General features: G+C 26.5%; 18 protein-coding genes. 12 read left to right on the top strand and 6 right to left on the bottom strand.

The window, feature by feature from the left end; genetic code table 11:
* Positions 1-87 precede the first annotated feature (87 nt).
* The 11 genes from CRU95_RS06920 (at position 88) to CRU95_RS06870 (ending at position 7,720) form a co-directional block, all read left to right on the top strand.
* Complete coding sequence (locus tag CRU95_RS06920; protein WP_129100416.1) at positions 88-1,689, top strand: phosphoethanolamine transferase; 1,602 nt, start codon at positions 88-90, stop codon at positions 1,687-1,689.
* Entirely contained in the window at positions 1,673-2,368 is a 696-nt protein-coding gene (locus CRU95_RS06915; RefSeq protein ID WP_129100415.1) for a phosphatase PAP2 family protein, read from the top strand. The genes CRU95_RS06920 and CRU95_RS06915 overlap by 17 nt, the downstream gene beginning before the upstream one ends.
* Positions 2,346-2,705 carry a diacylglycerol kinase gene (locus CRU95_RS06910; RefSeq protein ID WP_129100414.1) on the top strand — a complete coding sequence of 120 codons (360 nt, stop codon included), beginning with the start codon at positions 2,346-2,348 and terminating at the stop codon, positions 2,703-2,705. The genes CRU95_RS06915 and CRU95_RS06910 overlap by 23 nt, the downstream gene beginning before the upstream one ends.
* Positions 2,706-2,784: 79 nt before the next feature.
* Positions 2,785-3,192 carry a DUF1924 domain-containing protein gene (locus CRU95_RS06905; RefSeq protein WP_129100413.1) on the top strand — a complete coding sequence of 136 codons (408 nt, stop codon included), beginning with the start codon at positions 2,785-2,787 and terminating at the stop codon, positions 3,190-3,192.
* On the top strand, positions 3,192-3,707 hold the full coding sequence (locus CRU95_RS06900) for a diheme cytochrome c (protein ID WP_129100412.1): 516 nt from the start codon (positions 3,192-3,194) through the stop codon (positions 3,705-3,707). Before CRU95_RS06905 ends, CRU95_RS06900 begins: the two co-directional genes overlap by 1 nt.
* A gap of 8 nt (positions 3,708-3,715) precedes the next feature.
* Entirely contained in the window at positions 3,716-4,492 is a 777-nt protein-coding gene (locus CRU95_RS06895) for a cytochrome b/b6 domain-containing protein (protein WP_129100411.1), read from the top strand.
* A 19-nt stretch (positions 4,493-4,511) separates the two neighbouring features.
* Complete coding sequence (locus CRU95_RS06890; protein ID WP_258238651.1) at positions 4,512-4,835, top strand: diheme cytochrome c; 324 nt, start codon at positions 4,512-4,514, stop codon at positions 4,833-4,835.
* Positions 4,801-5,214 carry a Spy/CpxP family protein refolding chaperone gene (locus CRU95_RS06885; RefSeq protein ID WP_129100410.1) on the top strand — a complete coding sequence of 138 codons (414 nt, stop codon included), beginning with the start codon at positions 4,801-4,803 and terminating at the stop codon, positions 5,212-5,214. The genes CRU95_RS06890 and CRU95_RS06885 overlap by 35 nt, the downstream gene beginning before the upstream one ends.
* Complete coding sequence (locus CRU95_RS06880) at positions 5,207-5,872, top strand: response regulator transcription factor (RefSeq protein ID WP_129100409.1); 666 nt, start codon at positions 5,207-5,209, stop codon at positions 5,870-5,872. Before CRU95_RS06885 ends, CRU95_RS06880 begins: the two co-directional genes overlap by 8 nt.
* A gap of 1 nt (position 5,873) precedes the next feature.
* Positions 5,874-7,067 carry an ArsS family sensor histidine kinase gene (locus CRU95_RS06875; protein WP_129100408.1) on the top strand — a complete coding sequence of 398 codons (1,194 nt, stop codon included), beginning with the start codon at positions 5,874-5,876 and terminating at the stop codon, positions 7,065-7,067.
* A 47-nt stretch (positions 7,068-7,114) separates the two neighbouring features.
* Positions 7,115-7,720 (top strand): trimeric intracellular cation channel family protein, encoded by a 606-nt coding sequence (locus CRU95_RS06870; protein WP_129100407.1) that lies wholly within the window; start codon positions 7,115-7,117, stop codon positions 7,718-7,720.
* Here CRU95_RS06870 and CRU95_RS06865 read toward each other — a convergent pair.
* The 6 genes from CRU95_RS06865 to ruvC are packed head-to-tail and all read right to left on the bottom strand — an operon-like array spanning position 7,715 to position 11,663.
* Complete coding sequence (locus CRU95_RS06865) at positions 7,715-8,641, bottom strand: GGDEF domain-containing protein (RefSeq protein ID WP_129100406.1); 927 nt, start codon at positions 8,639-8,641, stop codon at positions 7,715-7,717. The genes CRU95_RS06870 and CRU95_RS06865 overlap by 6 nt on opposite strands.
* Positions 8,642-9,259 (bottom strand): chemotaxis protein CheC, encoded by a 618-nt coding sequence (locus CRU95_RS06860; protein ID WP_129100405.1) that lies wholly within the window; start codon positions 9,257-9,259, stop codon positions 8,642-8,644.
* On the bottom strand, positions 9,259-9,624 hold the full coding sequence (locus CRU95_RS06855; protein ID WP_129100404.1) for a response regulator: 366 nt from the start codon (positions 9,622-9,624) through the stop codon (positions 9,259-9,261). Before CRU95_RS06855 ends, CRU95_RS06860 begins: the two co-directional genes overlap by 1 nt.
* A gap of 55 nt (positions 9,625-9,679) precedes the next feature.
* Positions 9,680-10,255 carry a phosphoribosylglycinamide formyltransferase gene (purN, locus tag CRU95_RS06850; protein ID WP_129100403.1) on the bottom strand — a complete coding sequence of 192 codons (576 nt, stop codon included), beginning with the start codon at positions 10,253-10,255 and terminating at the stop codon, positions 9,680-9,682.
* Between the two features lie 56 nt (positions 10,256-10,311).
* Positions 10,312-11,193, bottom strand: a complete 882-nt coding sequence (locus tag CRU95_RS06845) for a DMT family transporter (RefSeq protein ID WP_129100402.1) — start codon at positions 11,191-11,193, stop codon at positions 10,312-10,314.
* The gene (ruvC, locus tag CRU95_RS06840; protein WP_129100401.1) at positions 11,190-11,663 is read right to left on the bottom strand and encodes a crossover junction endodeoxyribonuclease RuvC; all 474 of its coding nucleotides are present in this window, start codon (positions 11,661-11,663) and stop codon (positions 11,190-11,192) included. The genes CRU95_RS06845 and ruvC overlap by 4 nt, the downstream gene beginning before the upstream one ends.
* A 199-nt stretch (positions 11,664-11,862) precedes the next feature.
* Between ruvC and dnaA the strand changes: the two genes are divergently transcribed.
* Entirely contained in the window at positions 11,863-13,176 is a 1,314-nt protein-coding gene (gene dnaA / locus CRU95_RS06835; protein WP_129100400.1) for a chromosomal replication initiator protein DnaA, read from the top strand.
* The last annotated feature ends 8 nt before the right edge of the window (positions 13,177-13,184 follow it).

The following is a 13,184-nucleotide window of genomic DNA, read 5'->3' as shown; positions in this document are numbered from 1 at the left end:
GCTAAAAAGGAGCTTGGTTAACTATGCATTAACTACTTATTAATTTAACTAAAATAGAATTCTATTGACATTAATATGAGGAATAAAATGAAAAACTTTACACAATATAAATTGATAATTTTTGTAGCTATTTTTTTAACTACATTTTTTAATCTCTCTTTTTTTAAGAGTATAATAACAGCATATCCCGTTACTGGAACAAATCTTATTTATATAATATCTATTAGCCTTGTTCTACTATCTTTAATTGTATTTTTATTTTCACTTGTGGCATCTAAACATACAACAAAACCTATTTTAATAATAATCTTACTTGTTTCATCTTTTACAGCGTATTTTATGGATACTTATCATGTAGTTATTGATACAGAGATGATACGAAATACACTTCAAACTAATTTCGATGAATCAAGTGATTTATTTAGTTATCAACTTGTACTTTATGTTCTATTATTAGGTGTTATACCTTCAATTATTATTTACAAATTAAAAATTAATTACAGACCACTAAAAAATGAAATTTTTGCAAAATTAAAAACTCTAATTATCTCATTATTAGTAGTTATTATTATAATTTTTAGTTTAAGTAAGTTTTATACTTCATTTTTCAGAGAGCATAAACCTTTAAGATATCATGCTAACCCTATATTTTGGATATATAGTATTGGCAATTATATAAATAAAACTATAAATAGTGGCCCACTTGTTCTAGAAATAATAGGAAAAGATGCTAAATATTCACCTGAAGAGTATGAAAGTGATAAAAAAGAACTTCTTATTATGGTAGTAGGAGAAGCAGCAAGAGCAAATAGATTTTCTTTAAATGGCTATAAAAGAGAGACAAATCCTTTATTAAAAAAAGAAGATATTATAAACTTCCCAAATATGTATTCATGTGGTACTTCAACCGCTGTCTCTGTTCCCTGTATGTTTTCTGTATATCCAAGAAGTGAGTATACTTATAAAAAAGGTATCTCAACTGAAAATGTTATAGATATATTAAACAACACAAAAGATGTAAAAATACTTTGGAGAGATAATAATTCTGATTCAAAAGGTGTTGCCCTTAGAGTTGACTATCAAAATTTTAAAGACCCTAAGATAAATACAATATGCGATGATGGAGAATGTAGAGACGAAGGTATGCTTGTAGGTCTTGATAAATTTATTGAAAAACATAAAAATGAAGATATTCTTATAGTTCTTCACCAAATGGGAAATCATGGACCTGCATATTATAAAAGATATCCAAAAGAGTTTGAGAAATTCAAGCCTGTTTGTAAAACAAATCAATTAGAAGAATGTACTCAAGAAGAAGTTGGTAATGCATATGATAATGCAATACTTTATACTGATTATTTCTTATCAAAAACCATAAATTTTTTGAAACCATATTCAAAATATTATCATACAGGTTTAATATACATGAGTGATCATGGTGAAAGTTTAGGAGAGAATGGTTTATATTTACACGGTATGCCATACCTTATAGCACCAGATGAACAAAGACATATAGGAGCTCTTATGTGGTTTGGAGATAGTGAAGTTAATACAACAAAACTAAGAACATACTCAGATGAGAGATTCTCACAAGATGACCTTTTTCACACACTTTTAGGTTTCTTTGAAATTGAAACAGATGTTTATAAAAAAGATAAGGATATATTAAATCATGCTAGAAAAAATTAATACTCATATACTGTATACAACACTTTGTTTATCTTTTGTAATAGTACTTTTTGCATTTACTCCCATAGATATTTATGTGCAAAACTTTTTTTATAAATTTGATACACATACTTGGTTAATAGATAGAAACAATGCTACTTTGAACTTTATTTTTTATAAAGGAATGAAAAAACTATTAATGCTATTTGCTATACTTATTATTATTTCTCTAATTTTTTTTAGAAAAAATAAGCTTATCCGAATGTATAGAAATGGTCTTATTATAATAGTATTAAGTTCATTTACTGTTCCGTTTGTTGTGGTTTCTTTAAAAGATACTACAAATATGCCTTGCCCAAAACATACAAAAGACTATGGAGGGAAATACCCAAATGTAAATATTTTTGAGTCATATCCAAAAGGTTTTAAAGAAAAAAGAATCAGATGTTGGCCCGCTGGTCATGCTAGTGCTGGATTTGCACTTATGTCAATCTTTTTTCTTTTTAAGAAAAGAAAAAATCAAGTTATAGCTTTATCCTTTGCACTTCTTATAGCTTGGAGTATGGGACTTTACAAAATGCTCATAGGTGATCACTTTTTAAGTCATACTATAATTAGCATGATTTTAGCTTGGCTCATTATATTAATATTCGCAAAAATATTTAAAAGGAAAGAAATTGAGAAACCAACCCAAATATAACTTTTTCAAAAATACCTCTTATGCTTTAAAAGGTCTGCTTGATTTAATAAAAACAGAAACTTCATTTAAAATAGAACTTATTGTTACTATTTTATTATTGCCAACATTGTTTTTTATAGATACAAGCCTTACCAATAAACTTTTGATGTTTATTACTTTGATGGGTATGATTTTAGCTGAGACTACAAATAGTGCTATTGAAAGAGTTGTTGATCTTGTAACTTTAGACCATCATAAGATGGCAGGACGAGCAAAAGATGTTGGAAGTGCTATTGTATTTATTAGTATCTTTATTTTTATTGTGACTTGGAGTTGTATATTACTTTCTAAATTGTAAAGAAAGTGTCAAGAAAACCTTCTACTACACTTTAAGCTTTTGTTTTATACTTACAATATAAAAACATAAAGGCTTAAAGATGAAACTACTAATTCTTCTAGGATTAATTCTAAATCTAACTTATGCTTCTGTTGTTGATGATTATTTAAATAATCTAAAAATAGAAGTTCAAAAATCAAATCCAAACTTCAAAGGTTTTGATATAAAAAGAGGTGAAGAGATTTTCACATCAAAACACATGGAAAAAAAAGGTAAAGAGATATCATGTACTTCTTGCCATGGTATTGATTTAACAAAATCAGGCAAAAACTTTTTCACTGGAAAAATAATAGAACCACTATCTCCAATAGCCAATCCAAAAAGATTTACTGAAGTTAAAAATATAGAAAAATGGCTAAGAAGAAATTTCAATGATGTTTATAATAGAGTTGGAACAGCGCAAGAAAAAGGTGATGTTGTAACTTATATCATATCAAAGGATAAATAATGAAAGCTCTAATAATATTGACCTTACTAAGTTCACTAATTTTTGCAGAAAATCATTATTCGAATGGAAAACCTGGAGTAAAACCTGTAGATAATAAAATCTATAAACTAGAGTGTAGTGCTTGTCATTTTGCATATCAACCAGGTCTTTTACTAGCAGCTTCTTGGAATAAGATGATGAATAATTTAGAAAATCACTTTGACACTGATGCCAGCCTTGCAAAAGATGATTTTAAAATCATAAAAGAGTATTTAAATAAAAATAGTGCTGAAAAAGCTATGGATTATAGAAGAAGTAACAAAATTGTAAAAAGTATAAGAAGTGGTGATGTTCCAGAATCTATTTCCAAAGTTCCATATATCATCAGAAAACACAATGAGTTACGACCTGCAATGTTATCTCAAAAAGAAGTAAAAGGATTATTTAACTGTGTAGCTTGTCATACCACAGCCCAAAGAGGAATATACAGTGAAAGAGATATAAAAATTCCAAATTATGGAAGATGGGATGATTAGGAGATAAGATGCAAAAAATATATATTTGGTCACTACCAACAAGAGTATTTCACTTTTTATTTGCTTTTTTTATTTTATTAGTATTTATTTCAAGTGAAGAAGATAGATGGTTATCATACCATGCAATAATTGGATATGCAATATTTATACTTTTATTATTTAGATTAGCATGGGGAATCTTTGGTCCAAAACACTCAAAGTTAAAAGACTTTCCAATGGGCAAAAAAAACATAAAAGAGTTTTTAAATAATATCTTTGAAGATAAACAAAAATATGTAGGACACAACCCAATAGCTTCTTATGTCATGATAAGTATGCTTGTTGTTTGTTTTTTTGCAGTTATAACTGGAGTTTTAGCATATGGAATACAAGAGGGTAAAGGAATATTTGCATATTTAAATAGCTCTTTTTTTGAAGATATGAAATTATTTAAACATATTCATGAATTTTTATCAACTCTATTTTTGGTACTTTTAGCTTCACATATACTAGGAGTAATAAGTGATAGAATACTTCATAAAAAACATGAAACACTAAACTCTATAGTTACAGGTTATAAAAAAAGTGAAAATGAGCAGGGAATAAAACTAACTATTTTTCAAAAATTTTTAGCTTTTATATTTTTAGCTATTCTTGTTTCTTTTTTCATATTTAATATTATAAAACCAAATAATGTTTTAATAGCTTCAACTTTTAAAGCAGTAGATTACAAAAAAGAAAACCCTCTTTTTGTAAGCGAGTGTGCATCGTGCCATACTCTGTATCCCTCCAAATTTATTGCCTGAGAAATCATGGAGAATATTGATGGGAGATTTAGAGAATCATTTTGGGGATGATGCAAGTTTAGATAAAAAAGATGAAAAAATTATCTTAGACTTTTTAGTACAATATAGTGCTGAAAAATCTACAAAAAAAGCTAGTTTTAAAATTCTAAAGTCTATAGGAAATAAAGATATAATAGCCATGACTCAAACAACTTATTGGAAAAAGAAACATGAAGATATTCCAAAAAGTGTATTTTTAAATAAAGAAGTTAAAAGTAAAGCCAACTGTAAAGCTTGTCATACTGATGTGGAGAAAGGATTAATTGAAAATGATAAAATTAAAAATATTAGCTCTTTTATGTAGTATTATTTTCACTGCTAATCTTTTTGCAGACAAGTATGAGCATCATGAAAAAAATGAAGAATATAAACATCATATTTATAAAAACTTGGATTATCTAAATCTTGACAAAAAACAATTATCTGAGTTAAAAGAGGTATTAAAAAGATATAAAAAAGAGTCTAAGAGGTTTTATAAATTTGAAAGAAGAAAAGAAAAAGAGTTAACACAAATAATAAAAAAAAGAGATTTTGATAAAATAGCTTATGAAAAAATTTTAGATGAGATTAACCAAAAATCAAAAAAAATAGAAATAGAAAATCTAAAAAAGATTCATGATATATTAGATGATACACAAAAAGAGAAATTTTCTCACTTTTTAAAGGAGTGGAGAATTGAATAAAAAAGTACTACTTATAGAAGATGATTTGCAAATGCAAAGTTTGATAAGTGATTATCTAAAAGATTATCACTTTGATTGTATTTCATTTGCAAATCCGAAAGATGCCCTTGATGAATTCTTTCAAAACCAAAATTATTGTATTGCTATATTAGATTTGATGTTACCTGGAATGGATGGCTTTGATTTATTTAAAAAATTAAAAGAGATAAAAGATATACCTATTATTATCTCATCTGCTAGGGGTGATATTGGAAATAAAATACATGGCTTTGAATTAGGAGTTGATGATTATTTAGCAAAACCATATGAACCAAGGGAGTTAGTACTTAGAATAGAGTATATTTTAAAAAAATACTCAAGTAAAAAAATAGAAATTGGTGCTTTTGAAATAAACAAAGAAAATAGAGAAGTAATAGTTGATAATTTTCCAGTTGAATTTACTAAAATAGAATTTGAGATTTTTATTTTCTTAATAGAAAACCTAAATAAAATATCTTCAAGAGAACAAATACTTCATGCCACTTCACTAGATCCAAATACAAAAAATCGAACAATAGATATGCACATTTCAAATATAAGATATAAAATCGGTGATGATTCCAAAAACCCAAAATATATAAAATCTGTTTGGGGTGTTGGTTATAAGTTTGTGAGTTAAAATGAGTATAACAAAAAAGATTTCTATTTTATTTATCATAAGTCTTATTCTTATGAGTATTATTGGATATTGGATAGATAGTATAAATTCCCAAAGAATAGATAGTCTAATAAAAGACAAATATTTAAAAATAGCAACTGAGATTTATGAAAATATCGATAATACAAATTTAGTAAATCAAATAATAAAAGAATATAAACTAAAACCCATCACAAATAATCAAACAAAAGAAGAAAAAATCTTATATAATGAAGCTCACACTTTTGGCTCTATTTCTATATTTCATAAGGGTTTTGATGATGAACTTATTCTTCATATAAAATACCTTGAAGATGAATATATTCTAAAAACTCAAGATGAAAAAAATCTAAATGAAAAATTTACTCTAAACATCTTGGTTTTTCTTGATGTTTTCGTTTTACTTCTTATATTTTTATATATTATAAAACTACTCTCACCACTTAAAAAAATCACAAAAGAGATAGAGAGTTTTTCAAAGGGTGATTTAAGTGCAAGAATCAAAATCAAATCAAATGATGAAATTGGAATATTAGCAAATACTTTTAACAAAATGGCAAATAATTTAGAAGAGTTAATTAAAACAAGAGAAGCCTTACTTAGAGATATTGGACATGAACTTAGAACTCCAATTGCTAAGGGTAAGTTTGTCATAGAAAAAATTGATGATTTTTCACAAAAAGAGCTTTTAAAAAAGATATTTTCTGACTTGGAAATTTTAACAAATGAGTTAATAGAACTTGAAAAACTAAACTCATCAAAACTTGATATTACAAGATTTAGTGCTGAAACTTTGATTTTAGAGGCTTTAGATAAATTATATATAAATGATGAGACAAAAATAAATTTAAATATAGAAGATGATTTTAAAATAGAGGGTGATTTAAATTATCTTAGCATTGCTTTGAAAAACTTAATTGACAATGCCCTTAAATATACTATTTCCTTTCCTATAATTTTAAAAGCCAAAAATAATACTATTTTTATAGAAAATATAGGTGAAAAACTTTCAAAGGGATTAGATTATTATTTAAAACCTTTCACCCAAGAGTTAGCACAAAGGAATGGCTTTGGATTAGGACTTAGTATTGTTGATAAAATTTTAAATAGACATTATTTAAAATTAGAATATGAATACAAAAATAAAAACAATATTTTTAAAATCAACTTCAAATAGAAAATTTAGTATAATCCTTAAAAATTAAATAAAAGAGTTAATAAAAAATGACGGCGTTACAAATTGCAGATATTATTGGAATAATTTGTTTTACTGCTAGTGGATTTTTAATAGCTGTTCATTATAACTTAGATATTTTAGGAATAGTTATTTCTTCATTTCTAACTGCCCTTGGTGGAGGGATGATTAGAGATACAATTGCAAATAAGACTCCATATATTTTTATAGATACTCTTCCTGTAATACTTGTAATTGCTACAGTTCTTGTATCTCTTGTTTTTAAACTTCATAAAATAGCAGATTTTGAAGGGAAAATAGCCTTTATAATTTCTGATGCCATTGGCCTTGTCTCTTTTGCAATAACTGGTTCCATCATAGCTATTGAAAATGACTTCAATTTTGTAGGTGTTTTAATTTTAGCTTTTCTTACAGCTGTTGGTGGAGGAACAATTAGGGATATTCTAATAAATAGAGTACCATCAATACTTGTAAGTGAGTTTTATGGAACAGTTGCAATAATAGTTGGTTTAGGTATGTATATTTTACAATTATTTGAGCAAAGAAATATTTTTAATATTACAGTATTATTTATTTTAGGTGTTCTACTGAGATTATTAGCATATTATAAAAAGTGGTCTTTACCAAAGTTATAGATCTACTATAACTTTGTTTTTCCCACTCTCTTTTGCAGTATAAAGTGCTTTATCTGCTCTATTTATAGTTGATTCAATATCTTTATCAAGTTGTGCATCAAATTGAGCAACACCTAAACTAAGTGTAAAACTAAATTTTCCTGTTTTTACATCAACAGAATAATCTTCTACATTTTGTCTGATATTTTCTGCAACACTTTGGGCAAAAGATAAAGAAGTATTATATAAAAGAATTACAAACTCTTCTCCCCCAAATCTAGCTACAATATCACTTTTTCTACAGTTATTTTCTAATATTCTTGAAAGTGAAACTATAACTTTATCACCAACAGAGTGTCCATAAGTATCATTTATATTTTTAAAATTATCAACATCCAAAATAATGATTGAAATATGATGATTATTTCTGATAGAAAGACTTTGCATAGTATTAGCTGACTCTGTAAAATATCTTCTATTATATAATTGAGTAAGTGGGTCTTTACTTGAAAGTTCTTTTAACTCTTCATTTGATTTTTTCAATCTTTGTGATGTTTCATGAAGTTTAGTATGGTCATAAATATATAAACATACTAATCTTTTATCTAAATCATAAGGAACCAAAGTAACATCTTGTCTCATATATTTAAAAACTTTACCCATAATACTATTTGATTGAATTTTAATTAAGTACTCATGAGGCTCTACACTAAAAAAAGAAGTACTTTTTGTTATTAGTACAGATTTTACTTTTCTTACTAACTTTTTTTTATCTATATAAGGGAATTTTTCGCAAATTTCATGATTAACTATTTCACTTGCTTTTACACCTGTTTTAACTTCAAGCCACTTATTCCAAGCTTTTATATTTAGATCTTCATCTAAAATTATTATTCCATTATCAATAGTATTAAAAATGATGTTATTATTTAAAAATTCCATTTAAATCTCATCCATTATTTTATCTAATGCACTTTTCATAAAGCCAATAGAATCATCTCTTAACATCATTATTAGTTCACTATGTATATTTTGAACTTCAAACTCTATTACAGTAGAAATAATTATAATGTGATTATATTCCACATGATAATGTTCTTCTAAATTTTGTGCAGACTCTACAACTTTCACATCAGGTGGTGAAAATAAAATATCAGTCTCTATTAGTTCAGCTAGTTTACTAGAAGTAGTTGAAGAAATAATATTTGTAATTTCTAAAACTACATCTTTTAATTCATCTTCATTTATATCTGATTCATTTAAATCAAATTCTAAGGCTAAATTTTTTAATGAGCTTTCATCAATTAAAAAAAGGTTTTCCCCTGAAAGTTTTCCGTCAATTAATTGGCTAACTAAATAACAAGCAGGATAATGTTCTACTTTTTCTTGAATATAATCCTTAAAATCACTACTTGATAAAGTAGTAATCTTAGGAATACTAAGATTTGCAAATTTTCCTATAATATCAGCAATGGCTGCCGTTGCAGAACCATAAGATATATTCATCAACTCTTGTAAACAATCTTTTTGATCATCATTAAAACAGTTGCTATCGTTCATTATAAAACCTTTAGTTTTAAAAGAATTTGTTTAAGGTTTTCTTCATTAATAGGCTTTTTAATAAATCCTAGTGCTCCATTTTCTTTTGCTTTTACTTTTGAAGCCTCTTGAATATCTGCACTTACTACAATTATTTTTGCATTTTTGTCAATTTTGCATATTTTTTCTACAGCATCAAATCCATTCATTTCAGGCATTGTCAAATCCATAAAAGTAATAGTAGGAGATACTTCTTCATACAGTTTTAAAGCTTCTAAACCATTAGTCGCCTCAAAAACTTCTATTTCTTGACCAACTAAATTTTTTAAATCCTTAATTAGCATCTTTCTTGCCATTTTAGAATCATCACAAACTAAATATTTCATTATTTCTCCAAAACGATTATTGTTTTATTATAGGAAAATTACTATTAAATACTACTCAACTTAACATTTTTTTAAATGCATTTACAATAGCTTTTTTCTCTAAAATTTTTATTTTATCTTCTAAAGTTTTTACACTTTCATCACTTGTTAGGGAAATTTTTTCTTGAATTATATATTTACCCTCATCATAATTTTCATTTACAAAATGTATTGTACAACCTGATTCTTTTTGTTTTTCTTTTATGACAGCTTCATGAACAAATCTTCCATACATCCCTTTTCCACCGAACTTTGGCAATAATGCAGGATGAGAGTTTATGATTTTATTTGGAAAGTTTTTTAAAAGATTTTCTTCAATCTTTTTCATATAACCTGATAAAAATATATAATCAACTTTGAACTCAAGCATTAGTTTAGTAATTTTTTCATCAAGGTTCTCATCTGGATATTTTTTTGCATTTACAACAAAATTTGGAATATTATTATTTGATGCTTTTTGTAACACTTTTGCCTCTTGGTTATTAGATATCACTAATACAACCTGCGCATTTAAAATTTTATCTTCACAAGCTTCAAAAAGTGTATCAAAGCCACTTCCATTGTGTGAAGAGAGTATTCCAATTCTTTTCATTTATTATCCTAATAATTCGTAGAGGCGAATTATAACAACTTTTGTTTAAACTAATATCATGCTTTTTTTCTTTGATTTATTAAAAATACTCCTAAAAATATAAATCCTGTAGCAATAATATCTATTAATTTAATATCTTCTCCCACTATAAATACAGCAATAATAAGTGCAACTACAGGAGGAATATATGTAATTGAAGAAGCCTTCAAAGCCCCTAACTTTTCAATCATATAATAATAAATAATATAAGCTAATCCAGTACCCAATAATCCTAGTCCAATTACTAAACCAAGAGCACTATGAGTATCTTGCCAAATATTATTTATACCGTCAAAATCTGTTATAAATATCAAAATCAAAACTCCAAAACCTAACTGATAAGTAGTAAGAGCTTGGGCTTTTAGTTTTAAAGGCATAACATATTTTTTTGCATAAATAAAAGATGCTCCCACACTAAGTGACCCTAAAATCATAGAAAGCATACCTTCTATACTAGAAGCCATAATATTTTCATTAAATACATCACTTATTAGAACAACTCCTAAAAACCCAATAAAAACACCCAAAAAAGCCAATTTTGTGATTTTTTCTTCTTTTAGAAAAATAGCTGCAAGCAAAAATGAAAAAAGAGGAATTGAACCACTTAAAGCTCCTGCAACTCCAGATAAAAGTAAAGCACACCCTTTTACAAATCCAAAATAATAAACAACAGTTGCAAGTAACGACATAATGATAAAATGAAAACTATATTTCAAATCTTTTAGTTTCAAACTTTTTGTAAAAAGTGCATATAAAAATACTGGGATAAATCCAAATAAAACTCGAAAAAAAACAACTTGCATAGGAGAAATATAATCAGCTGCCATCTTCATATAAATAAAATTACTTCCCCAAATAATACCTAAAGTCCAAAATGAGATAATTGCAAAATTTTTCATTTTAATCTTTGTGCATGAGTTAATGCAATTGCAATTGCATCTGTAATATCAAGTGGTTTTATCTCTTTTTTTATACCTAATAATCTTTTTACCATAAAAGCAACTTGTTCTTTTGCTGCTTTTCCATTTCCTGTAACTGCTTTTTTAACTTGTAATGGAGTGTATTCAGAAAAATTTCCAAATTTTTGTAAAACCTTTAACGATATAGCACCTCTAAATTGAGCAAGTTTAATTACACTTTTTGGATTAAAGGCATAAAACATATCTTCAATAGCTACTTCGTTTATCTCGTGATTTGAAAAAATCAAATCCAAACCCTCAACCATTTCAACTATTTGCTCTTGTAAAATTTTACTTTTTATTTTTATCAATCCAGCTTCACAAAGTCTTAATTCTCTATTATTTTTTTCTATAACTGCATAACCACAATTTATAGTTCCAGGGTCTATTCCTAATATCTTTTTTTTCAACTGTTCACATATCCTTAAAAAATCTATTCACTTATTAAAAGAGTGATATAATGGTAAAAACTTTATAAGTTTTCACTTAAATTACAAAGTTATCCAAAAGTTATTCACTACTTATTCAACATAATTTTTATTATATCTTAGTTTTTAAAATATTTTAGATATAATATCTACCAATCAAATAAAAAAGAGTTTATATTTAATGACAACAAAAGAGATTTTATCAGTTTTAAAAAATGAAACATCAAAATCAGACTATGACAGATACCTAAAACAACTTATTTACAAAAAAATTTCATCTGACGATAACATAGCTATTTTTGAAGTTCCTAATAAATACATTGCAAACTGGATAAAAAGCAAATATTCAAAAATCATTCAACACTGTATTGAGACAATAGATGGTACTAAGCCAACTGTTGAAATAAAATTAACAGGTGAGAAGAAGACTAAAAAAGAGATACTAAAAGAACAAGTAGGAAAATCAGATGTGGAAAGCACTATATTAAATCCATCATATACTTTTGATTCTTTTGTAGTTGGTTCATCAAATCAAATGGCCTTTAATGCTTCCCTTGCCGTTTCAAAAAAACCAGGTATTCAATACAACCCCTTATTTATCTATGGTGGAACTGGTTTAGGTAAAACTCACTTGCTTCAAGCAATTGGAAACGATGCAATAGAGCATGGTAGAACAATTATTTATGTTACAATTGAACAGTTCATGAATGACTTTACTTTTGCAATTAAAAACAAAAATATGGAACATTTTAGAAGTAAATATAGAAAATGTGATGTCCTACTAATCGATGATATTCAATTTTTAAGTGGAAAAGAACAAACTCAAGAAGAGTTCTTTCACACTTTTAATGAACTTCATAATGCTGAAAAACAAATTGTCATGACTTCAGATAGACTTCCATCTCAAATAGCAGGCCTTGTGGATAGATTAAAATCAAGATTTGAGTGGGGTTTAACAGCTGATGTTCAAATTCCTGGATTAGAGACAAAAATAGCAATTATTGAAAAAAAATCTGAATTAAATGGCATTCATTTAGATAGGGAAATAGTAAATTATATTGCTACAAATCTTGATAACTCTATTAGAGAAATAGAAGGTGTACTAATTAGAATAAATGCAAGTGCAGCCTTACTTAACCAAGAGATTAATTTACCTATGGTACAAAACCTTTTAAAAGAGCAAATTAAAGAAACAAAAGAAAATATAAAACTTCCTGATATAATAACAATCGTTGCAATAGAACTTAATATCAAACCAAGTGATATTAAATCTAAAAAAAGAACAGCAATTGTTGCAAATGCAAGAAGAATAGTGATATATTTAGCAAGAGAGTTAACACATAACTCTATGCCAGATATTGCTAAGTTTTTAGGTATGAAAGATCATAGTTCAATTTCTCATAATATTAAAAAAGCAAATGAGTTAATTGAAAAAGATGAAAATTTTAAACTTATAATAGAAAATTTAAAAAATAAAATCATAAATAGAGGATAGTCGTAGAA

Origin of the sequence: Arcobacter sp. F2176, assembly GCF_004116465.1 — a bacterium.
Lineage (GTDB): Bacteria > Campylobacterota > Campylobacteria > Campylobacterales > Arcobacteraceae > Arcobacter > Arcobacter siniprincipis.
Note: the sequence above shows the minus strand (reverse complement) of the source record. Positions and strands in the feature narration are given on the sequence as shown.

Coding starts and splice junctions, on each gene's coding strand:
- CRU95_RS06885 (WP_129100410.1), top strand. CDS start 4,801: ATGATAAAATTAAAAATATTAGCTCTTTTATGTAGTATTATTTTCACT.
- CRU95_RS06895 (WP_129100411.1), top strand. CDS start 3,716: ATGCAAAAAATATATATTTGGTCACTACCAACAAGAGTATTTCACTTT.
- CRU95_RS06855 (WP_129100404.1), bottom strand. CDS start 9,624: ATGAAATATTTAGTTTGTGATGATTCTAAAATGGCAAGAAAGATGCTA.
- purN (WP_129100403.1), bottom strand. CDS start 10,255: ATGAAAAGAATTGGAATACTCTCTTCACACAATGGAAGTGGCTTTGAT.
- CRU95_RS06915 (WP_129100415.1), top strand. CDS start 1,673: ATGCTAGAAAAAATTAATACTCATATACTGTATACAACACTTTGTTTA.
- CRU95_RS06875 (WP_129100408.1), top strand. CDS start 5,874: ATGAGTATAACAAAAAAGATTTCTATTTTATTTATCATAAGTCTTATT.
- CRU95_RS06845 (WP_129100402.1), bottom strand. CDS start 11,193: ATGAAAAATTTTGCAATTATCTCATTTTGGACTTTAGGTATTATTTGG.
- CRU95_RS06900 (WP_129100412.1), top strand. CDS start 3,192: ATGAAAGCTCTAATAATATTGACCTTACTAAGTTCACTAATTTTTGCA.
- dnaA (WP_129100400.1), top strand. CDS start 11,863: ATGACAACAAAAGAGATTTTATCAGTTTTAAAAAATGAAACATCAAAA.
- CRU95_RS06905 (WP_129100413.1), top strand. CDS start 2,785: ATGAAACTACTAATTCTTCTAGGATTAATTCTAAATCTAACTTATGCT.
- CRU95_RS06920 (WP_129100416.1), top strand. CDS start 88: ATGAAAAACTTTACACAATATAAATTGATAATTTTTGTAGCTATTTTT.
- CRU95_RS06890 (WP_258238651.1), top strand. CDS start 4,512: ATGGGAGATTTAGAGAATCATTTTGGGGATGATGCAAGTTTAGATAAA.
- CRU95_RS06870 (WP_129100407.1), top strand. CDS start 7,115: ATGACGGCGTTACAAATTGCAGATATTATTGGAATAATTTGTTTTACT.
- CRU95_RS06860 (WP_129100405.1), bottom strand. CDS start 9,259: ATGAACGATAGCAACTGTTTTAATGATGATCAAAAAGATTGTTTACAA.
- CRU95_RS06865 (WP_129100406.1), bottom strand. CDS start 8,641: ATGGAATTTTTAAATAATAACATCATTTTTAATACTATTGATAATGGA.